Genomic DNA, 19,519 nt, shown 5'->3' with positions numbered 1-19,519 from the left:
CCGCGCGCAGTAGCGGACGAGCCGTTCGATCCCCCGCCAGTGCTCCGGGCCGAGCTCCCGAATCGCTGCGGAAAGGAGATCGCCGCGATCTCAGGCGCTCTCGGCGCCGTGGGGGAGGCCCGCCGGAGGGTGGTGCGCAGGATCCCGCCGTCTCCAGGTGATTCCGGCGCGCTCGAGGATGGTTCGATATCGGGCGTCGTCGCCAAAGAATTCGTCGCCGCGCTCGACGTGAAAGTAGGCAATGGCCTGGAAGTTGCCGGTTTCGGCGAGGGTCTCTATGGCCGCCAGCGCCAGATCTTTCTGACCGGTCGCCGAGTACGCGCGGGGCGCGCGGAAGAGCGGGAGCGCTCTATGAAGTTGTCCGGAAAGCGGAAGGGCTGGGGATCGCCGGTTTCCTGGAATCGAACCGCGGTTTCAAAATGGGCGGCCTCCACCGACGAGTCGGCCTCCGAGTCGAGCAGCGCGGCCTCCATGAAGAGGACCCGGGCCTCCTCGACCTCACCCGCCTCGAGCCGCATCTCTCCCAGCATTCGCCGGGCTGTGACTCCCGAGCCGAGCGCGATCGCCTACTGGAACCGTGAGGCCGCTTCCTCCACCCTTCCGAGCCGACGCAAGCAGGTCGCCAGATTCGTGATTGCCACGATGGAGACCGGGTCGAGCTCGATGGCCCTCCGGACGGCACGCTCCGCTTCCTCCACCCGTCCCATGCTGAAGTAGAGAAGCCCGGCCCATTGATGGGCTGTGGCGTGACCGGGGTTCAAGGTGATGGCGCGCTCGAACGCGTCCTCTGCCTCGCTCCAGCGACCCCTTGAGGGAAAAGAAAACCCGCGGGAGGCGTGGGCCTTTCCGAGTTCCGGGGCCAGCGCCACGGCCCGTTCAGCGCTCGAGATGCCTTCATCGAGAAAGCTCCCCGCGTCGGCCCTCGTGCCGAGGTTGAACCCGTAGACCGTGTTCGCGTCGGCGAGGCCCGACCAGGCTTCGGCCTAGAGGGAATCCAGCTCGACCGCTCGCCGGAATTCCGCGATCGCTCCCAGGACCGCCTCTCGGGATCGTTGGGCCCAGAGGTAGCGGCCACGGAGGTATGCTTCGTGAGCCTCGGGGATGCGTGTTCCGCCCGCCGCCAACGCCGCGACCACGCCTCCGGTGAGGGACACGCGCAGCTGTGCTGCGATGGCCTCCGCGATCTCCCGCTGGATGGCGAAGACATCCTCCAGCTCTCGCTCGTACGTTTGCGACCAGAGATGGGTGTCGGTATCCGCCGCGATGAGCTGCACCGTGATCCGCACGCGCGACCCCTGGCGGCGCACGCTCCCTTCCAGGATGTGAGCCACGTTCGGCGTGTCGGCGATGAGCTGGATCGGGAGATTCCGGTCCTGGGAAGTGAACGATGAGGTGCGTCCCGGGACTCTGACGCCGGGGAGTTGGACGAGGGCGTTCAGCAGCTCCTCGGTGATCCCGTCCGCGAAGTATTCGTTTGCGGGATCGCCGCTCATGTTGACGAAGGGAAGCACCGCGACCGGAGGCCCGGGGCGAAGCCACCGAACCACTCCGGGAGCGTCGCGATCGTCTCGAGGACGCCGGCGACCTGGAGAACGACCCAGGCGCCCACGATGTAGATTCCGAGGACCTGCCAAAGCGATCGGCGACGGACTTGGCGAATGAGCCGCCTCAGCGGGTCGATGGGGGACGAACATGCCCTCCGGATCGCATAGGTGATGTCGGTGCGGCAACCAACTTATCTCCCGAACTGCCTCGCTCGCTCCAGCACGCAGCCCGGAAAGTACGCGTCCGGATAGGCACGCACGGTCGCTTCGAGCACGGTGATCGCGTCCGCTTGCCGATCCGCCTCGACGAGGGTGATGGCGAGCATCACGGCAGGAGCCATCTCGAACGCCGGCCTGCCAGTGGTCGTGAGAACCGAATCGGCGAAGGCCGCCTCTTCGAGAGAGGTCCCCTCCATCACCCTCTCCACGAAGACCGCAGTCCTCAGGTTTTTCGCGCTCACATCCGCGAGCAAGCTGTCGAGCACCGCCCGGCTGAGGAATCGACCGCGAACCATCACGCCGTGGATCTCACGGGTCGCTGCGATGTCCATGAGCGGGTTCCGATCGACGAGGAGGAGGTCGGCCCTCCTGCCCACCACCACCTGTCCCAAGGCCGGTTCGTCGCGCCTTGCAAGGTACTCCCCCGGGCTCTGTGTGGCAGCTCGCAGTGCCTCAAAAGGGGTCAGTCCACCATTCACAAGGAGCTCGAGCTCCCGATGCAGCTCCAACCCCGGAACCAATCCCGGCAGGATCCCGGCGTCGGAGCCCGCGAGCAGTGTCACGCCCCCTTCGGTCATCGCCCCCGCGATACGCTGCGCGAAGGCAAGAGCATCCGGGTAGCAGTCACGTCGGCCCGCGAACGACGCGGATCCATATGCGTTGGACGGCGCCCGCCCGGCGAGCTGCCGTACCGGATCAAGGATCTCGTATCCCTACCGCTCGATGAAGGCATCGTCGTCCTGCGAGGACGTCGCCCGCGCGATCATGTCGTACGTGGCAAGCGTGGTGCCGATGGCGAGGTCACCCCGCTGGGCCTCGCGAACCGCAATCGGGATGCGACCCTCATCGAGCTGGCGATTGAAGTCGCCGTTGATGATCTCCTCGATGTGGGCTACCGATGATTCGCCGAGGGTGACGGCTCCTCCCAGGCCCACGCGATCCGAGAGATGCCCGGTCACCCGGATCCCAGACGAGTCGCTGGCACGCAGCACGGCCGCGAGGGATTCGTACTCGTGGTCTCCCCAAACCCTGATCAGATCGTATCCCGCGGCGACCTGGTCCCCCACGACCCGTTCGGCATCCGCCGGATCGGAAAGGCCGACGACAATGTCGACGAGGGGATGAGGCTCGGGCTTGATCTGAGGTCCGGTCGTGTAGAGTGTCGGACCCAGCAGCGAGCCGGCCTCGACCTGTTCCCGCCAATCCAGAACCATCTCACTCCCGGACATGTTGGGCACCGTGGTTACGCCGTGCGCCAACAGGAGCGGGAAGTCATTCACGTCGAGGATGTGGACGTGCGTGCCTGCGAGCCCGGGGATCAGAAATCGGCCGGTCCCATCCACCGGCAACGCGTTGTCGGGCACCGTCACCGTGCCGCTCGGACTGACCGCCGTGACCAAGCCATCGGCTACCAGCACCGTCTGGTCGCGCAGTACCGAGCTGTTCGCCATCGTCACAACATTGACGTGCTCGATCGCAATCGTAGCCGGATCTTGCCCAGCGGCGGGGCCGGCACAGGCCAGCACCAGGGAAATAGCCGATACCGCGAAGACGCAACAGCGCATGCTGCCACCTCGGAGGGAAGACCGTGTCACGGGAGCACGTCGTCCCTACGGTTGCTCTCTCCGGAAGGCTTCGGAGCAGTGGCGACCTTCAGTCACGACGGTGGATGGACTGCGTCGTTTATTTCAATCCAGTTTCCGTCTGGATCCTGAAGAAAGACTTGTCTTACTCCATCTGGTCGTACCTGGGGTTCGCTACTACGGCCTGGAAAATCCGCATACTCAATCTCCTGATCCATCAAGAAGCGTAAGTATGCGTCAAAGTCTTGTATAGCGAATGCGAGATGGGAGTCTTTGTTCGGTGCGACTATCCCATCTGCCAGTCCCACATGCAGCTGCCGGCTGCCCCCCAAAGAAAAGAATCGGACTGGCCTTGTGGGTCCCCAAGGTGTTTCCAATGCTTCGAGATGTAGGATCTCCCCATAGAACGTCGCGCTCGCTTCAAGGTCGCGAGTGAGCACGGTCGCATGATCGAGCTGCAGGTCAAATGCCTCCTGAGCGGAAGCAGGAGACGCACCGAGAACCAATGCCATGAGCAGTGCCATGTGTTTCATTCTGTCCGCCCCGAAGCGAGTGAACGCTGAGCACGATCCTCAATGTCGATGCAGTCACAGTGGGCCAGGCGGGACCCTGACGCCACTCAGAGGCCGCCGAAACCACTCTACCGCGGCCTGATCCGCCGTCGACTTCGAGGAGGCGCAGCGTGGGCCCATCCGGCTCGCGCTCTCTGGCTTGGCATCATCTCACGATGACGGAACCCGACGAAGCCAACGCGCGATCGCATCTGAGACGGCCATCAGGAATTCCTCCCCGGGTCCGGCCGATGGCCCGTCGTACCGGGCGAATGCCTCGGTCAGGTCGGACTCGGCTTCCGGTCGAACGATGAGCCGAGGCGTCACCGCCCGGGGCGCGCCGCCTTACGGATCCTCTCGCGCACTTCGTCCCACGACGCTCCAGGTTCCGGATCCGCATGCACGGCCTCGACCCGGCCGACGAGCTCGGCTCGCCCGGCATCGGTGAGTAAGGGCTCGGTGGCGTCGTCCGGAAGGCTACCCTGAAGAGCGATGGCCAACTCAGCCCGCTCGGCGGGCGAGAGACTTCGGAAATCGAAGAGAGGGTGTCGCATGCCCTTAAATGTGCGTCCCGCTGCGGAGGGCGACAACCAGTGTAGGAGGCTCCCTGAGTTGCACTCCCCACTTCCTGGTCGAATGAAAACACAATCCGCGGGGCGCCACGATAGCCAAACGAGCCCCCCTGCCCGAGGCCGTATCGTTGACGCCCTTCCCGCATGAAGGGCTCATGCGGCGGCTGGTGGAGATGGTGGATTGGGGAAGGATGGCAGTCGTGGTGCGGGGATGGGCGGGTCTAGCTCAGCACCTCTCGGTTCAGCTTCCTCTTGGCCGACCTCCCTTTCGCCCGTTCCGTCTCGCAGCTCGAACTTTGGCCGTGCTCCTCGACCTTCCGCCGACCTCTCCCATGACCTTCGCCATCCAGCGTCGGGAGCCCAAGCGGCCGGCGAGCAGCCCCGGCACCGTGTAGTCCACGTCGAGCGTCTCCCACCGGAGCGCATAGCCGTCCCCGAGAACCTCCACCTTCCGGAGGAGGTCCGGCGCCGCACCCTTCAGGCCTTCTGTCTGCTCGACGGGAAATGCGAAGGCGCACCCGTCGCGGAGCTCGAGGACGACTCTCCTCGTCCTCCCATCGTATCGCGCTGAAAGGGCACGTGGTTCTCTTCGATCCGCGGCCTGTCCCGCGGCCTTAGCCCGCCGGATGGCATCGGCGAGAGCCTCATCGGACGGTAGTTGGGTCATGATACCGCCTCCATTCGTTCCAAAGGATGTCCGCGTTCGCCTCCACGATATGGACGGCTCGGGCCACGTCCGCGTCCTTCATCCGCGCGCTCCGAATGGGACGTGCAATCTCTCCCTTTTCAGGAAGTCGAATCGAAACCCATCCTCTGCCCTTCCAGCCGTGGACGTGCGCCGGGGCGTGGTCGTCCAAATACGCACGGAAGGAAAATCCCCCCAGGCGAAGGACCGTGGGCACCCAACATACCTAAACGCTTAGGTTTATGCAACGACACATGGAGCTCGGGCGCGATCGCTGTCGAGTCCGGGACGCCGGCGGATCGTGCGCGAAAAGGCGTCAAGTAGGTGAATGAGCACCGAGAATCTTCCCGAAGCGCGGCGTGCGACAAAGCCTGGCTGAAGAAACTTCCGGCGCCCTCAGGGGCGCCTCCATGGGAGATTGGGCGGACGGCTCGCAGACCTCGTTCGCGCCCCTCCCGAGATCGAGCCTCACCCTTCTGCGGCCAGCCTCTCGGAAGTCCCCGCCTGCCCCCACCCCACCTCCGCCCCCGTCTGCACTCTCCAGAGCGCCGCGTACAACCCGTTCGCTGTGATCAGCTCGTCGTGGCTCCCGAGCTCCACGATGCGGCCCGCCTCCAGCACGCAGATCTGATCGGCGTTCCGGATGGTGGAGAGCCGGTGGGCGATCGCGAGGATCGTCCGCCCCTTGGAGATCCGGTCGAGCGAGCGCTGGATGGCCGCCTCGGTCTCGTTGTCCACCGAGGACGTCGCTTCGTCCAGGATCAGGACCGGCGGATCCTTCAGGATCGCCCGCGCGATCGCGATCCGCTGCCGCTGCCCTCCGGAGAGCTTCTGCCCGCGCTCTCCCACGATCGTGTCGTAGCGGGCGGGGAGGGCCTGGATGAACTCGTGCGCCTCGGCGAGCCGTGCCGCGCGCTCGATCTCCGCGTCCGTCGCCTCCCAGCTTCCGTAGAGGAGGTTCTCCCGGACCGTGCCGTGGAAGAGGAAGACGTCCTGGCTCACGAGTCCGATGACCTGGCGCAGGTCGGTGAGCCGGTATTCCTGGATCGGGACGCCGTCGAGCGTGATCCGCCCGCGCTGCACCTCGTAGAGCCGCAGCAGGAGCTTCACGAGAGTGCTCTTCCCGGAGCCGGTGGAGCCGACGATCCCGAGCGTCTGCCCGGCCGGCACCGAGATCGAGATGTCCCGGAGCACGGGGGCGCCGCTCGCGTACGCGAAGCTCACCCCGTCGATCTCGATGGCGCCCCGGACGGTTCCCGCCTCGAGCGTTCGCGTTCCCGGATGGATCTCGAAAGGGGTGTCGAGGAGCGCCATCACCCGGTTCGTGGAGGCCATCGCCCGCTGGTACTGGTCGAGCGTCTCGCCGAGGCGGGTCAGGGGCCAGAGCAGCCGCTGCGTCAGGAAGACGAGGACGCTGTACGCGCCGACGGAGAGCGTCCCCTCGATCGCCTCCATTCCCCCGTAGAGGAGTGTCGCCGTGAACCCGACGAGGATCGCCATCCGGATGAGCGGGACGAACGCCGAGCTCACCCGGATCGCGCGGCGGTTCGCGTCCCGATACGCCGCGCTCTCCCGCCCGATCTGTCCGGTCTCGAACTCCTCGGCCGTGAACGCCTTGATTGTCGTGATCCCGGAGAGGTTGTTCGAGAGCCGGGCGTTCAGGAGCCCCACCTTCTCCCGCACCTCGGCGTAGTAGGGCATGAGGAAACCTTGGAACCAGATCGAGCCCCAGATCACGACGGGCATCGGGGCGATCGCCATCCAGGAGACCGAGGGGGCCACCACGATGAAGGCGACCGCGATCACGACCGTCGTCGTCGCGACCTGGAGGAGCTCGTTCGCGCCGATGTCGAGGAAGCGCTCGAGCTGGTTGATGTCGTCGGAGAGGATGGACATGAGCCCGCCCGTGCTCCGCTCCTCGTAATATGCGAGCTCGAGACCCTGGAGGTGCCGGTAGGCGTCCAGCCGGAGCTCGTGCTCCACGGTCTGTGCGAGGTTTCGCCAGAGAAGGGCGTACGCGTACTGGAAGACGGATTCGAGGATCCAGACGACGAAGGTGATCGCCGAGAGGAGGAGGAGCTGGTCCCAGAGCTCCACGACCCCGAACCCGGCGAGGAACGAGTTCTCCCGCTGGACGATCACGTCCACCGCGGCCCCGATCAGGACCGGCGGACCCAGATCGAAGACCTTGTTCAGGACCGAGCAGACGGAGGCGAGCCACATCTGACGGCGATGCGGGCGGGCGTAGCTCAGCAGGCGCGAGAGCGGGTGCCTGCGGTCCGACGCGGTGGTGGACGCGGGTGCGGAGGCGGTTGGGCGCGGCATCCGGGAAAGCTAACGCGGGCGGGTGATGGACCGGGACCGGGCGCCTCCACGGTGGTTCGAGTCCAAGTCGGCGCGCCGTCGCCCCCGCGCCGGCCCTAACGGTCATCCACAGGCAGCAACCGCAAGGCGTTCACGTGTCGGGGCCGAAGAATTCGGAAGTGCCGCTCGTCCAGGGTAGCGAGCCGCTCCTCGCCCAGCCGCTCCACGATCGCGAGGACCGCCGCGTCCACGAATCCCACATCGGCGTCGGCGTACCGGTCGCAGAGCTCTCGCACGCGCCGGTAGTCACCCTGACTCAACTCCTCGACGTGAAAGGCTCCGGCTGCGATGTCGTCCAGGAGCGCGACGAGTACGCCCGGTCCGAGACGCGCGTGGATCCAGTAATCCACCTCGACGAGAACCGGTGCCGGAATGACGAGCGGTTCGTTCTCGGACTCGATGAGCGCTCGACACGCCGAGTGATCCGCGTCGCTTCGATCGAGAGCCGCGTAGAGCGGACCCGTATCCAGAATCAGCGCCAGGAGCGGGGCTCCGGGCGCTCGTCGCTCGACCGGCGCGCCGTGTCATGGATTCCCGACGCGCCGGCACCGAAGCTCCGAGGCCGCGGGCGATATCGGGCGAGCTTCTCTTCGACGGCCTCACGGACCAGCGTCGCCATGGACGAGCCCTCCGCCGCCGCCACGATTCTCAGGCGACTGAGCAGTTCTTCCGAGAGGGAGATCGTGGTGCGTGGCATGACATCATGATAGCATGAGTGACGTCATGCGGCAACGGGACCCGCACGCCATGGGCATGCCGTGGATGCCGCGCGAGCGGTAGAACTCCTGCTTGGCCCACGCCTTGATTTCGTCGTGCGCCTCCGCCCGCCGGGCGTGAACTGACACTCGGGAAGTGCCGCCCTACCTGGCGGCCGGGGGTAGAACCACGAACCCCGCCGTCTGAAAGTGCCGATCGAGTGCCAGCGCCTCTCGGATCCCGCGAAGGGTCATCACCGCGAAGCTGACGGCGTCGGTCAGGGTGAAGGGCTGGTCGTCGAAACGATGGAGCCAGTCGGTGATCGCCGCCTCCACGATCTTCGGGGTGCTGGAGACGACGGCGATCGGGTCCTGGCGCACCTCGGCGAGGAACGCATGCGCGGGGCCGCGGCCCCCGCGCCTTAGGAGGAGGGCGTGAGTTTCCGCGACGACGAGGTTCGTGGTTACGAGTCGGACCCCTGTACGAAGGCGGTCGCGGAGGAGGCCCGCGAAGTCGGCGTGATCGGGGTGGCGACGATCGGCCAGGGGGTACCAGGCGCTCGTGTCCACGAAGAGCTCACCCCCTTTCGACATCGCCCCAGGACGCTTCTTCGCCCTCCGCCAGGAGGCCGTCGTGATCGCGCGCGGGATCGCGCCCTTCCTCGAAGGTTGCCTCGGCGCCGTCGAAGAGGCCGACCAGCCGAAGAGCGGGGTGGCGATCCGGATCGAGGAGTTGGCGCTCGAGCGCGTCGAGCCCCCGTCGGAGGACATCCGACTTCGTGGCCTCCAGGCGGCCGGTCAGCCGCTCGAGCCTCTCGCGATCAGAGGGATCGAGGTAGACCTGAACCGGTTCGCGGACGCGGGGTGGGTTCGGGGCATCGTCATGAATCGGTATCATGAATCATGATATACGATCATGATTCATGCGTCCAGCGACACGAACGCAGGGGCAGCCGGATCCCCGTCGCACGCGCGGAGTCCGGCGTACGGGCGTTTCTTGGCGCGGACATACCGCTGCGAGACAATGTTTGAACCGTCGAGGTCTTCTGAATCACCCGTTCGCCCCTTCTCGTAGTGAACGAGACCCCACGGCGCGTCCGCGCGACCACCCCCCGTCCCGAGCCGGCCATGCCCAACTTCCTCGACTCCACCGCTCGCGACTTCCGCTACGCGTTCCGATCGCTCGCCGCGCGCCCGGCCTTTTCGGTGGTCGCGATCGTCACCATCGCCCTCGGCGTCGGCGCGAACACCGCCATCTTCGGCCTCGTGAACGGCGCGCTCCTCGCCCCGCTCCCCGGAATGGGGGATGCCGCCGGGCTCGTGGAGGTCAGCCGAAACGTCGGCGGCGAGTTTCAGGACGTCTCCTACCCGATCTATCTGCATCTTGCGGAGAACACCGCGGGGCTCCAGTCCCTCGCCGCGTACGATCTCGAGCCTGTCTCGGTCGCGGGATCGGGGGAGCCGCGCACGACGCTCAGCCTGTCGGTCTCGGCAAACTATTTCGATGTGGTCTCCGTGATCCCAGGAGAGGGGAGATTCTTCGCACCGGAAGAAGCCACCCCACCGGCCTCCGCGCCGGTCGCGGTCGTGAGCGAGCACCTCTGGCGGACCCAGCTCGGCGAGTCCCCCGATATCGTCGGATCCCTCGTCCGGATCAACGGGACCCCGATGACCGTCATCGGCGTCGGCCCCGAGGGGTTCCGAGGGCACACGCGGGTCCCGGTGGACGTCTTCCTCCCGCTGGGAGGAGGTGTGCAGGGGCTCCGGTCGCTCGCATTCCTTCAGGACATGGAGAGCAGCTTCGCCGAGTTGATCGGGAGGGTCGCGCCCGGCGCTTCGCTCGAGGCCGTGGCCGCCTCCGCGACCGCGGCCGGCGATCAGCTCCTCCAGGCGGAGGCCGGGGCGGAGGCCGGGAGCTTCCGCGCGCGCGTCGTGCGTTGGACTCCGATCCCTGCCTCGGGGCGGGGAGTGATCACCGCCTTTCTCGGGGTCCTCATGGTGGTCGTGGGAACCGTCCTCCTCGTCGCCTGCGCGAATGTCGGCGGGATGCTGACGTCTCGGGCGATGGAACGACAGGGAGAGATCGCGGTTCGCCGCGCGCTCGGCGCCGACCGGTGGCGGATCGTGCGGCAGCTCCTCACGGAGAGCCTCCTTCTCTTCTCTGCCGGCGGCGTCGCGGGCGTGCTCCTCTCCGTCGCTCTCACGCGCCTCCTCCTCGCCTTCGAGCCACCTCTTCCGCCGGGCTTCGAGATCTCCATAGACCCATCCGTGGACTGGCGAGTTCTCGCATTCGCGATGGCGATCACGCTCGCGACGGCGGTCGGCTTCAACCTCCTGCCGGCGCTCCGCGCGAGTCGGACGGACGTCGCTCACGACCTCGCCGGTGCGGGGCGGGGACGGACGCAGGGTCGGTCGCGTGCCCGCGGCGCCCTGATCGCGGCCCAGATGGCGGGCTCGACGGCGCTCCTGGTCATCGCCGGCCTCTTCGCGAGGTCGCTCGTCGCGGTCGAGACGGTGGACACCGGATGGGAGACGGAAGACCGGTTCGCCGTGAACCTGGATGTCGCCGCGATCGGCTCCGAGCGGGCGGTCGGGGAGGGGCAGTACCTGGCGATTCTCGAACGGCTGGAGGCGCATCCCGCGGTCGCGTCGGCGGCGCTCGCAGCCAAGGCGCCGCTCGCGGGCCGTTCGTCTTTCGGCGAGGTGAACGCCGCCGGCGCGGAGCCCGGCCCGGGGCGTACCGGGTTCGAGGCGGCGGTGAACCGCGTCACAACCGGATACTTCACGACCCTCGGCGTCGAGCTCCTGGCCGGACGGGCCTTCGATGCGGCCGACGTCGAGGGGGGTGAGCCGGTCGCGATCGTCAGCGAGCGGATGGCCGAAGTCCTCTGGCCGGGGCGAAGTGCGGTCGGCGAGCGCTTCTTCATCGGCCCCGTGGGATCGGACCAGGGCCTCACCGTCATTGGCGTGGTCGAGAACACGGCGGTGAGCGACCTCGCCGGCGTCCCGGAGCCCTTCTATTACCTCCCCTTCAGCCAGTGGTACAATCCGCAGATGACGCTCCTCGTCCGCTCCAATCCGGGGATGGGCGTGGGGGTGCCGCGCGCGGTCAGGGATCTCGTGCATGACGTCGCGCCGGCGCTTCCCGTGGAAACGGTTCTTCCCCTGAGGGAGGGTCTCGCCGTCTTCTTCCTTCCCCAGCGGCTCGCGGCGTGGGTGACCGGGGCGGTCGGGCTCCTCGGACTTATGCTCGCCGCCGTCGGAGTCTACGGGCTCACGGCGTTTTCAGTGGGGAGAAGGACACGCGAGATCGGGGTGAGGCTCGCGCTCGGCGCGGCGCCCGGCGACGTGCTCCGGCGGGTGCTGCAAGAGGGGATGCGGGCGCCCCTCATCGGGATGGGGATCGGAGTCGCGGTGTCGGCCGCGCTCGCGACCGTGGCGGCGCGGTTCCTCACGAGCATCAGCCCGGGAGATCCGATCGCCTACGGCGCAGCGATGGCCATCCTCCTCCTCACGGCGCTCGGTGCGGCGCTCGTCCCCGCGCGGCGTGCGGCGAGGACGGATCCGGCGGGGAGCATGCGGGTGGAGTAGGCGGCGGGAATGCCGAGGTCGTCGAAGAGGACGTGGTCCGTGCTTCCGACCCCCCCCGCTCGACGTCGGAGCTCAGGGCACTCGTCGAAGCCAACTTCGCGGATCGCGCCGAACGTGAAGGCACGCAATCACGCTGATGTGATCCACGTCCGCGAAGTCAGGGAGAAAGAAGAGGCCGAAGGGGAAGCGCCTCAGTCGGGATCGGCGCACATCGACGCTACGATGGCGAAGCAAGACCGGGAACCGAAACGGTGCCTCGAACGACGAGGCGCGAACTCAACGCCTCGGGTTCGCCGCGTCGCGAATCCGCTGCCGCACCTCATCCCAGGGGGCTCCTGCCTCCGGATTCGCTCGGGCAGCCTCAACACGTCGCACCAATTCCGAACGCTCGGCATCCGTCAGATCAGGGTTGATCGAGTCGTCAGAAAGGCTGTCCCAGAGCTCGATCGCCAACTCGGCGCGCTCCGCGGGGGACAGTTTTTGGAAGTCGAAGCGTAGATCTGCCATACCCATGAATCTGTGCCCCGGCTCGGATGGCGACAACCTGAGGATTCAAGTCCCTCGATGAGACCCACGCCAGGACTTGAACACACCTTTTCTCGACGACGCAGCCCCCCCCTACAACCCCGCCCCCTCCACTCGCGGAATCCGCTCGTCCCGCTGGGCCGCCTGCCAGGCGAAGTGGGCGAGGAAGATCGCGGACTGCTGGAGCTCCTCCTCGGTCATCCGTTCGGGGAAGTCCGCGTTCGTGTGACGGGTGCGGGCGTCGTACGCGTCGAAGTCCTTGATCACCGTGAAGGCGGGAAGGCCGAGGTCGTCAAAGGGGACGTGGTCCGTGCTCCCGATCCCCTCGATGACGTTTCGGGTGATGCCTAGATCCCGGAGCGGCTCCAGCCAGGCGTCGAAGATCTCCTTCGCGGCCGCGTTCCCCTGCATGTAGACGCCGAGGGTGGCGCCCGAGCCGGGGTCGTCGTTCAGGAAGACGGAGAGCCGGTCCCGAGCCGCCTCGTCCGGAAGGTGCTGCTCGAGGTAGGCCCGGGCCCCCAAAAGGCCCTGCTCCTCTCCGGACCAGAGCGCCACCTGGATCGTACGCCGCGGCTGGGCCCCCACCGCGGCGAGGATGCGCATGGCCTCCATGGCGGCGACCGCGCCATCCCCGTTGTCCGTGGCCCCGTTCGAGGCGTGCCACGAGTCGAGGTGCCCACCGATCAGCACGATCTCATCGGCGAGCGCGGGGTCGGTTCCGGGGATCTCGGCCAGGACGTTGTAGCTGTTCAGGTCGTCCTCGTGATACTGGGTCCGGAGCTCGATGCGGAGCTCCACCGGCACGCCGTCGTCGGCGAGGCGGGCGAGCATGTTGTACTGCTCCGCCGCGAGGACGATCGAGGGGACGGCGTCGTTCGGCGTGGTGCGGCTTCCTCCCACACCGACCGTTCCGTCCCGGTACGCGCTCGGGCGAAGGGTGACGCCGGCCCCGGCCTCGCGGAGCCGCGCGGTCACCTGTGCGGCGGGCGCCGCGCTCGTCACGGGAATTCCCGGCGGGTTGCCAGTCCGCACCGAGTCGGCGAGTCCCGGCTGCGGGCGATCCTCGTCGAAGAATCGGGTCTGCGGCTGGCGCGTGAGCACGATCGCCCCCTGGAGGGCAGCTCCCATGGCGTCAATCTCCTCGAGCGTGCTGTCGCCGACGTAGACGGCGCGCCCGGTCAGCACGCCCTCGACGGAGGGCGTCCACGCCTCCGCGTACGCGATGAGAGGCATGTATCGAGGGGAGGTCATCTCCACGGAGAGCTTCTCGAGCGACCATCCCCGCCCGAACTCGAAGGGCTCGAGGCGCGGCTCGGAGAGACCCCATTCGGCGAAGCGGTCCCTCGCCCACTCCGCGGCCGCCCGGTGCGCCGGAGATCCAGTCAGCCGGGCTCCGAGCTCGTCGGAGAGGGTGAGGTAGAGGTCGAGCGCCTGGGAGCGCTGGAGACCTTCCTCCCGGATCCGCGCGGTCATGGCGAGGTCGAGCGGTTCTTGGGCCGCGCCCGGCGTGGCGAAGTGGAAGAGCGCGAGACCCGTCACGGGCCAGGAGAAGGAAGGACGCATCGTAGCCTCGTCGGTTAGACCTGGTTATTCCGAGCGGTCAAAACCAGTGAACGTGTCGGATCCGCCATCCCTCCGGAGTGCGGACCATCGCCAGCACCTCGGTGCTCGTGCGGTCGATCGGCTCGCCCCGCCCCGAGGTGCCCGTCACTCTGTACTGCCGCGTGTAGAGCGCCGTTTCGCCCGTGACCGTCGCTCCGTCTCGCACCGTCTCTCGCTGGACGGTTGATGCGAACCGGATGTCCGCCGCGAGGTGTCCGCTCCGGTACTGCTCCTTGGTCTCGGCACGCGATCCCTCGAGGATGAGGACGTCGTCGTGCAGATAGGAGAGCACCCGGAGCGAATCCCCCTGTGCCAGCGCATCGCTGAAGCCGGCCGCGACCGCGCGCACCTCGGCCTCGGGGCTGCTTGGTTCCTGCGCGAATGCCGGAACGCCCCAGAGCAGCATGCCGAGGGTCCAGAATGGGGTCGCCTTTCGCATCGTGATCACCTCCCTTGGAGGGGTGGCAGCGAAGATCCGAACTTGCCCCCAAGGATGCTCACGTGTGTGGGCGACGCGCCAGGGTGGGTTGTGACCGACCGAGGAACTGATTCTACGCGCCGACCGAGCGGCTGTTCGAGAGTCGGGCGTTCAGGAGCCTCACCTTCTCTCGCACCTCGGCGTAGTTCAGACTCTGCTAGGTCTCCTCATTGGGGACTCCACTTGTGGAATCGACCTCGCAGCGCTTGGCTGCGGCCGGTACCTTTTCTCCCATGCCTATGGAATCGCCCCCTCCCCCCGATGAGCCTTCAAGCGCGGCTTCGAGCCACGCGGCCGACCGCCCGATGCGCGGAGACAGGGACATGCCCGCCACGCTCACGACCCGTCGCTTCAGTGTCGAAGAATATCACCGAATGGCCGAAGCCGGGGTCTTCCACCCCGCGGAGCGTGTCGAGCTCATCGAGGGGGAGGTCGTGCGGATGGCCGCGATCGGGAGCCGCCACGCCGACTGCGTGGATCGCCTGACGCGGCTCCTCGTTCGAGGAGTCGGAGATGCAGGCACGGTGCGCGTTCGGAATCCCGTGCGCTTGGACGATCACTCCGAGCCCGAGCCCGACATCGCGGTCGTCCGGCTCCGGCCCGGGGGCTACGCGGACCGACACCCGGAGCCCGCGGATACGCTGCTGATCATCGAGGTCGCGGACGCGACCCTCGCCCTCGACCGGGAGGTGAAAGTGCCCCTGCATGCCCGGGCCGGGGTCCCGGAGTGCTGGATCGTCAATCTTCAGGAGGACCAAATCCATGTGTTCCGGACGCCGCGGGACCATGCATTCGCCCACATCGAACGGCATCACCGTGGCCAGGTGATCCGGCCGCTCGCGTTTCCGGAGCTGCGTCTTGCCGTCGACGAGATCCTGCCCCCCCGAAGCGAACCGTCCGACTCTCACTGAATCGGGATTGACCGGGGCGAGCGGCGCCCCTTCCGCGTACAGGCAGGGCTCGGGCAGGTCCAGTTCGAGACAATCCATCCCTTCCTCGACGGGAACGGCCGCGACCCTGCGATCTGCCAGTTGTCACGCACTTTCGCCGTGACGTGCAACAGCAGCGGGTACGACCGCATGTGCCGGCTCCGGGCCTGCGGCCCTCCGCTGTAACCCTTCGCCCTGTCACGGTCCGTGCAAAGCACGAGCTCGCGCCCGGGCATCAGGGTTCGGCGACGCGAGTACGTTGCGCAACAGCAAACCCAGGGCGGGTGGAGGGCGTGGCGGAACTTGGCCATGCGTCGAGCCTTGAGGCGGTGTCGTAATCACTTCATCCCGGGCTTGCAATTCGTACGGACGTGTCGGTATATTCGTCCGTACACACAGGAGAATGGAGGCTGATCGCGATGGCCACGAAGAGTGCTGCGGCGAGGCCGACGGGAAGTCGTCGGGGAAAGGTTCGTAAGGAGTTCTGGCTGGACCCCAAGGCGCTGCGGCGAGCGAAGAAGCTCCTCGGGGCGGAAACGGAGCGGGAGACGGTGGAGATCGCATTGGACTTGGTGGCCTTTCGCCATGAGGTGACGGAAGGCCTGGAATCATTGGCGGGGCTGGAACTGGATCGCCGGGACTGAACGGCGTGCGCAAGTACGTTCTGGATACGAACTGCTACATCGCTGCGAGCCGGGACGCGGAAAACTGGGCTCAGTTGTCCCACTTCTCGAGCTGGGCTGCGCCCAGTCTGTTTCTAAGTAGCGTGGTCGCGTCGGAGCTGCGGGCGGGTGCTCGTACCTCGAAGGATCGCAAGAAGCTGGAAGAGAATGTGCTGGGGCCGTTCATCCGCCGTGATCGACTAGTGGCGCCGACCGCGGCAGGTTGGGACACCCTGGGACTAACTCTCGCCACCTTTCGGGAACGGGAAGGCCTCCAACTGGCCCAGACGTCTCGTAGCTTCGCGTTTGACATCCTCCTAGCCTATTCATGTCGCGAGATGGGAGCCGTCCTGGTCACCGGGAACGCTCGGGACATGCAGCGCATTCAAGGCGTGTTCCCGTTTGAGTACGTGGCTCCGTATCCGGATCGTCCATGACCCGGTCCGGCGTGACCCACCCTCACTCGTTCGTGATCGTCGCGAATCCTCCGTCGTACCCGAGGAGCCGCGCGTCCGCAGTCACGAGCGACAGATCGTAGACGCGGGCCGTCGCGCAGAGGAACCGGTCCGCGGGGTCGGCGTGGGGGAGTTCGATGCGCCGGCTCTCGAGGGCGACCTCGTGGGTGAGCGGCGCCTCCACGAGCGGAGCCCGCCGAAGCGCCTCGGAAACCCACTCGTGCCCTTCGCCCTCCACTTCGACCCGACCCTTCTCGATCAGGAGAAGGAGCTCCCAGGTGCTGATCGGGGAGAGGCGCATCTCCGTGTCCGGATCGGTGAGGAGCTTCCGCACGCGGCCCGAGAGCCGGTCGGGTTCGAGGAGGCTCCAGATCCAGATGTGGGTATCGAGGAGGACTCTCACCGCGGGGGTGCGAGGCCGAGGGCCTCCCATTCCGACGGGTCCGTTGCCGGCAAAATCACGTCACCGACGACGCGACCGCGATCCGACATCGAGCCAAGCCACCCTCCGGCGACCGGCTCCTTGCGAGGCGGGACGACCTCCGCGACGGGTTCGCCGAAGCGAGTGATGAGGACCGGTTCGCCGGTTCGCCCCACCCGCTCCAAGACAGCTAGGCAGGTGGCCTTGAACTTCGAGATGGCCATCGTCTCCTTCGGAGTCTCCTTCATGTTCCATTCATACCATGGTCAGGGACCATGGTCAATACTCTCAGTTCTGCCTCGTGGGTGGAATCATGCCGTCGCCCCTGGGGCGCGCCTCAGGTGGCGCTTGCGGACTTTGCTCCGGGCGCGGGGGCGCATGATTTCGACTGGGATCACTGGAATTGACAGAGGTCCCAACCCAGCGAATCCTTCACAGGAAACCTGGGTACCCAAACTCGGGTGAATCGCATGTACCATCGGCGCGAGAGTCCAACGCAAACACCGGCAGACGCACTCGCGCAGGCGGCGTCGCTGGAGATCTGGGGTCGCCCGTCCCGATACTCTGACATACCGACGATCAAGGCGTACGTCGGTCCCCTCCCGCCGGGCGCGCGGGGTATAGAGTTTGAGACGTCGGTCGCTCCGGATTCTGGATGCCCGCCGCGACATGCGTATTGGACCGGCCCGAGGAATGGGGTGAAGGTGCAAGGGTCCATCGCGAAGTTGAAGGTAAGTCGTCTTGATAATGCGCAGCCCTGAGGGACTGCAAAGATGAGCTACGAAGCGCAGGTGCGGATGAGGTCCTGGCAGGGTTACGAGCCGATCGCCACGATCACGCTCGAGCCGGAGGAGCTCGCTAGGAAGACCGGTATCGAGTTTGAGCCATCTCACGATGATCTTGACGAGACCCTTGAGGCGGCCATTCAGGCCCAATCCGGTCGTGTGTTCGGTCTAGTTCGACACGTGAACTCTCCTGTGCCAGGCACGGAGATCTATTGGCAGGTGTCCAAGGGCCGAGTTCCGTTGGCCATACATGACGCTTTGGAGGCCCTGGAGGTATCAGCCGACGCGGTCGATTGGGTGAAGCCGTCCGCGTTCTTTCGGTTGTCTAGGCTCTATTTCTCTGCCCAGAAGGCGCAGAAGGGTGCCAAGGCCTCAGCGTCCAAGTTAGGTAAGAAGGCTAAGAAAGCTGCGAAAGGTAGGTCCCTCCTCAGAAAGAAGGCCGCAACGAAGCCCAAGCGGGACTAGCACCTGCGGCTAGGAAGCGTCACGTGTCTGGGCCCTTCCGTGTGTCTGCAGCCTTTCGGTATCAGGGATTCCGCCGATGCTTCCCGATGAGCTCTCGTACCGCGGGTACGAGATCCCTTGGCACGGTCATGGTTGTTTCCGTCGAGTCGCGAAAGCGAGCCTCGACTTCTTCCACGGCGTCGGCTTCCGAAAGCTCCTCGTAATGGGAAATGACGCGCCGGACTCTGTCCACGTTCCATCCAGAGGGGAAGTTCGATTCCTTGCTCATGGTCCCTTCCTTCGCTGTCGTCGTCGGAGTGCCCTCTTCGCCCCGGGACTCATGTCGTAGGCTGTGATGACGAATATCGAGTCCGAATGAGTATCGGGCACGTATACGACCTTAAGATAGCGTCCGGCGTCCGTCCCTTGGGAGATTAGGCAGGCGGGGCCAGAGGAGGCACCGGAGCTCGTGCTGCACCGCCTGGGCGTGACCCACGTTCACTCGTTCGCGATCGTCGCGAATCCTCCGTCGTACCCGAGGAGCCGTGCGTCCGCAGTCACGAGCGGCAGATCGTAGACGCTGGCGGTCGCGCAGAGGAACCGGTCCGCCGGATCGGCGTGGAGCTTCCGCACGCGGTGCGAGAGTCGGTCGGGTTCGAGAAGGCTCCAAATCCGGATGTGCGTGTCGAGGAGGACTCTCACGCCGGGAGCGCGGGGCCGAGGGCCTCCCGTTCCGACGGGTCCGTGGCCGGGGAAATCACGTCTCCGACGACGCGACCGCGATCCGACATCGAGCCCAGCCACCCTTCCTTCGGAGTCTCCTTCATGGTCCATTCATACCATGGTCTGGGACGATGGTGGATACTCCCGATCCTGCCTCGTCGGTGGAATCATGGCGTCGTCGCTGGGGCGCGCCTCAGGTGGCGCTTGCGGACCGTGCTCCGGGCGCCGGCGCGCCTCTCAGCAGACCTTCCGTGCTGATGTCTTCGTCGAGGTCCGGCCAGTGGATGACGTGACCCGCCCCGGCCAGCTGCCACTTCTCCAACTCCTCCGGCGCGGCGTGAAGCAGTCGCGGATACCATTCCAGCGGTGCCGAGATCGTCCTTCCGTCGGCGAGGTCTACGGACAGGCGGCCGCCCTCCACGCGCACGTCCCGCACCCGCTCGCCCGGGTTAGGTGTCGAAGAACTCATGCCATGCCTCGCGAAGCTGCTGTTGGTGGGCGACCACGAGCGAACCGATCCTTCGAAGCTCTCGTCCACCGTAACCGGAGTTCCGCGCGACCGCCACAGGCTCGAAGGACCGTTGGCACGCGCCCGCGCTCGATCTTGCCTCAGGGTGGATCATGGCATTCATCCCGTCGGGAGAATCCTGTCACGCGCTCGGGGGCGACTCCATGGAAGCCTGCGCCCGCC

26 protein-coding genes and 1 pseudogene are annotated in these 19,519 nt (G+C 66.5%); 5 read left to right on the top strand and 22 right to left on the bottom strand.

Features of this window, described 5'->3' with window-relative positions; all coding sequences use genetic code 11:
- Positions 1 to 275 precede the first annotated feature (275 nt).
- The 12 genes and pseudogenes from WEG36_09800 to WEG36_09745 form a co-directional block, all read right to left on the bottom strand.
- Positions 276 to 530, bottom strand: coding sequence for a hypothetical protein (locus tag WEG36_09800; GenBank protein ID MEX1257900.1), 255 nt, complete (start codon positions 528 to 530; stop codon positions 276 to 278).
- A gap of 36 nt (positions 531 to 566) precedes the next feature.
- Positions 567 to 923: pseudogene (locus tag WEG36_09795) on the bottom strand (tetratricopeptide repeat protein).
- A gap of 60 nt (positions 924 to 983) precedes the next feature.
- Positions 984 to 1,547 carry a hypothetical protein gene (locus WEG36_09790; protein ID MEX1257899.1) on the bottom strand — a complete coding sequence of 188 codons (564 nt, stop codon included), beginning with the start codon at positions 1,545 to 1,547 and terminating at the stop codon, positions 984 to 986.
- A 188-nt stretch (positions 1,548 to 1,735) separates the two neighbouring features.
- The gene (locus tag WEG36_09785) at positions 1,736 to 2,353 is read right to left on the bottom strand and encodes an amidohydrolase family protein (protein MEX1257898.1); all 618 of its coding nucleotides are present in this window, start codon (positions 2,351 to 2,353) and stop codon (positions 1,736 to 1,738) included.
- Positions 2,354 to 2,476: 123 nt separating this feature from the next.
- Positions 2,477 to 3,328, bottom strand: a complete 852-nt coding sequence (locus WEG36_09780) for a hypothetical protein (GenBank protein MEX1257897.1) — start codon at positions 3,326 to 3,328, stop codon at positions 2,477 to 2,479.
- 92 nt (positions 3,329 to 3,420) lie between these two features.
- Entirely contained in the window at positions 3,421 to 3,879 is a 459-nt protein-coding gene (locus tag WEG36_09775) for a VOC family protein (GenBank protein ID MEX1257896.1), read from the bottom strand.
- Positions 3,880 to 4,220: 341 nt separating this feature from the next.
- Positions 4,221 to 4,451: an addiction module protein gene (locus WEG36_09770; protein ID MEX1257895.1), complete on the bottom strand. Its 231-nt coding sequence runs from the start codon at positions 4,449 to 4,451 to the stop codon at positions 4,221 to 4,223.
- Positions 4,452 to 4,710: 259 nt separating this feature from the next.
- Entirely contained in the window at positions 4,711 to 5,136 is a 426-nt protein-coding gene (locus WEG36_09765; protein MEX1257894.1) for a DUF2442 domain-containing protein, read from the bottom strand.
- A 486-nt stretch (positions 5,137 to 5,622) separates the two neighbouring features.
- Entirely contained in the window at positions 5,623 to 7,479 is a 1,857-nt protein-coding gene (locus WEG36_09760; GenBank protein ID MEX1257893.1) for an ABC transporter ATP-binding protein, read from the bottom strand.
- A gap of 95 nt (positions 7,480 to 7,574) precedes the next feature.
- Positions 7,575 to 7,868, bottom strand: coding sequence for a hypothetical protein (locus WEG36_09755; GenBank protein ID MEX1257892.1), 294 nt, complete (start codon positions 7,866 to 7,868; stop codon positions 7,575 to 7,577).
- A gap of 122 nt (positions 7,869 to 7,990) precedes the next feature.
- Complete coding sequence (locus tag WEG36_09750) at positions 7,991 to 8,215, bottom strand: ribbon-helix-helix protein, CopG family (protein MEX1257891.1); 225 nt, start codon at positions 8,213 to 8,215, stop codon at positions 7,991 to 7,993.
- A gap of 163 nt (positions 8,216 to 8,378) precedes the next feature.
- Positions 8,379 to 8,807 carry a PIN domain-containing protein gene (locus WEG36_09745; protein ID MEX1257890.1) on the bottom strand — a complete coding sequence of 143 codons (429 nt, stop codon included), beginning with the start codon at positions 8,805 to 8,807 and terminating at the stop codon, positions 8,379 to 8,381.
- A gap of 40 nt (positions 8,808 to 8,847) precedes the next feature.
- Here WEG36_09745 and WEG36_09740 point away from each other — a divergent pair, with 40 nt between their 5' ends.
- Both WEG36_09740 and WEG36_09735 read left to right on the top strand, forming a co-directional pair.
- Positions 8,848 to 9,120 carry a hypothetical protein gene (locus tag WEG36_09740; protein MEX1257889.1) on the top strand — a complete coding sequence of 91 codons (273 nt, stop codon included), beginning with the start codon at positions 8,848 to 8,850 and terminating at the stop codon, positions 9,118 to 9,120.
- A 221-nt stretch (positions 9,121 to 9,341) separates the two neighbouring features.
- Positions 9,342 to 11,804 (top strand): ABC transporter permease, encoded by a 2,463-nt coding sequence (locus WEG36_09735; GenBank protein MEX1257888.1) that lies wholly within the window; start codon positions 9,342 to 9,344, stop codon positions 11,802 to 11,804.
- Between the two features lie 276 nt (positions 11,805 to 12,080).
- Here WEG36_09735 and WEG36_09730 read toward each other — a convergent pair whose 3' ends face one another.
- The 3 genes from WEG36_09730 to WEG36_09720 all read right to left on the bottom strand — a co-directional run bounded on the left by WEG36_09730 (position 12,081) and on the right by WEG36_09720 (position 14,370).
- Positions 12,081 to 12,311 carry an addiction module protein gene (locus WEG36_09730; protein MEX1257887.1) on the bottom strand — a complete coding sequence of 77 codons (231 nt, stop codon included), beginning with the start codon at positions 12,309 to 12,311 and terminating at the stop codon, positions 12,081 to 12,083.
- Positions 12,312 to 12,422: 111 nt separating this feature from the next.
- A complete protein-coding gene (locus WEG36_09725) occupies positions 12,423 to 13,892 on the bottom strand; it encodes a M20/M25/M40 family metallo-hydrolase (GenBank protein MEX1257886.1) in 1,470 nt (489 codons plus the stop codon).
- A gap of 37 nt (positions 13,893 to 13,929) precedes the next feature.
- On the bottom strand, positions 13,930 to 14,370 hold the full coding sequence (locus WEG36_09720; GenBank protein ID MEX1257885.1) for a nuclear transport factor 2 family protein: 441 nt from the start codon (positions 14,368 to 14,370) through the stop codon (positions 13,930 to 13,932).
- A 362-nt stretch (positions 14,371 to 14,732) separates the two neighbouring features.
- Between WEG36_09720 and WEG36_09715 the strand changes: the two genes are divergently transcribed.
- Both WEG36_09715 and WEG36_09710 read left to right on the top strand, forming a co-directional pair.
- Positions 14,733 to 15,320, top strand: a complete 588-nt coding sequence (locus WEG36_09715; GenBank protein MEX1257884.1) for a Uma2 family endonuclease — start codon at positions 14,733 to 14,735, stop codon at positions 15,318 to 15,320.
- A 437-nt stretch (positions 15,321 to 15,757) separates the two neighbouring features.
- On the top strand, positions 15,758 to 15,982 hold the full coding sequence (locus WEG36_09710; GenBank protein MEX1257883.1) for a hypothetical protein: 225 nt from the start codon (positions 15,758 to 15,760) through the stop codon (positions 15,980 to 15,982).
- A 477-nt stretch (positions 15,983 to 16,459) separates the two neighbouring features.
- Here WEG36_09710 and WEG36_09705 read toward each other — a convergent pair whose 3' ends face one another.
- Positions 16,460 to 16,858: a type II toxin-antitoxin system VapC family toxin gene (locus WEG36_09705; protein MEX1257882.1), complete on the bottom strand. Its 399-nt coding sequence runs from the start codon at positions 16,856 to 16,858 to the stop codon at positions 16,460 to 16,462.
- Positions 16,855 to 17,124 carry a type II toxin-antitoxin system prevent-host-death family antitoxin gene (locus WEG36_09700; protein ID MEX1257881.1) on the bottom strand — a complete coding sequence of 90 codons (270 nt, stop codon included), beginning with the start codon at positions 17,122 to 17,124 and terminating at the stop codon, positions 16,855 to 16,857. Before WEG36_09700 ends, WEG36_09705 begins: the two co-directional genes overlap by 4 nt.
- A 525-nt stretch (positions 17,125 to 17,649) precedes the next feature.
- Between WEG36_09700 and WEG36_09695 the strand changes: the two genes are divergently transcribed.
- The gene (locus WEG36_09695; GenBank protein MEX1257880.1) at positions 17,650 to 18,126 is read left to right on the top strand and encodes a hypothetical protein; all 477 of its coding nucleotides are present in this window, start codon (positions 17,650 to 17,652) and stop codon (positions 18,124 to 18,126) included.
- Positions 18,127 to 18,187: 61 nt separating this feature from the next.
- Here WEG36_09695 and WEG36_09690 read toward each other — a convergent pair whose 3' ends face one another.
- From WEG36_09690 to WEG36_09670, 5 genes are all read right to left on the bottom strand, one after another.
- Entirely contained in the window at positions 18,188 to 18,394 is a 207-nt protein-coding gene (locus WEG36_09690) for a hypothetical protein (GenBank protein MEX1257879.1), read from the bottom strand.
- Positions 18,395 to 18,603: 209 nt separating this feature from the next.
- Positions 18,604 to 18,807: a hypothetical protein gene (locus tag WEG36_09685; GenBank protein ID MEX1257878.1), complete on the bottom strand. Its 204-nt coding sequence runs from the start codon at positions 18,805 to 18,807 to the stop codon at positions 18,604 to 18,606.
- Complete coding sequence (locus WEG36_09680) at positions 18,804 to 18,932, bottom strand: hypothetical protein (GenBank protein ID MEX1257877.1); 129 nt, start codon at positions 18,930 to 18,932, stop codon at positions 18,804 to 18,806. The genes WEG36_09685 and WEG36_09680 overlap by 4 nt, the downstream gene beginning before the upstream one ends.
- Positions 18,933 to 19,021: 89 nt before the next feature.
- Positions 19,022 to 19,297, bottom strand: coding sequence for a DUF2442 domain-containing protein (locus tag WEG36_09675; protein ID MEX1257876.1), 276 nt, complete (start codon positions 19,295 to 19,297; stop codon positions 19,022 to 19,024).
- Entirely contained in the window at positions 19,278 to 19,451 is a 174-nt protein-coding gene (locus tag WEG36_09670) for a DUF4160 domain-containing protein (protein MEX1257875.1), read from the bottom strand. Before WEG36_09670 ends, WEG36_09675 begins: the two co-directional genes overlap by 20 nt.
- Positions 19,452 to 19,519: the final 68 nt, after the last annotated feature.

The organism is Gemmatimonadota bacterium (assembly GCA_040882465.1).
Taxonomy (GTDB): Bacteria; Gemmatimonadota; Gemmatimonadetes; order Longimicrobiales; family Gaopeijiaceae; genus JBBEBG01.
This window is presented reverse-complemented; position numbering and strand designations above follow the sequence as displayed.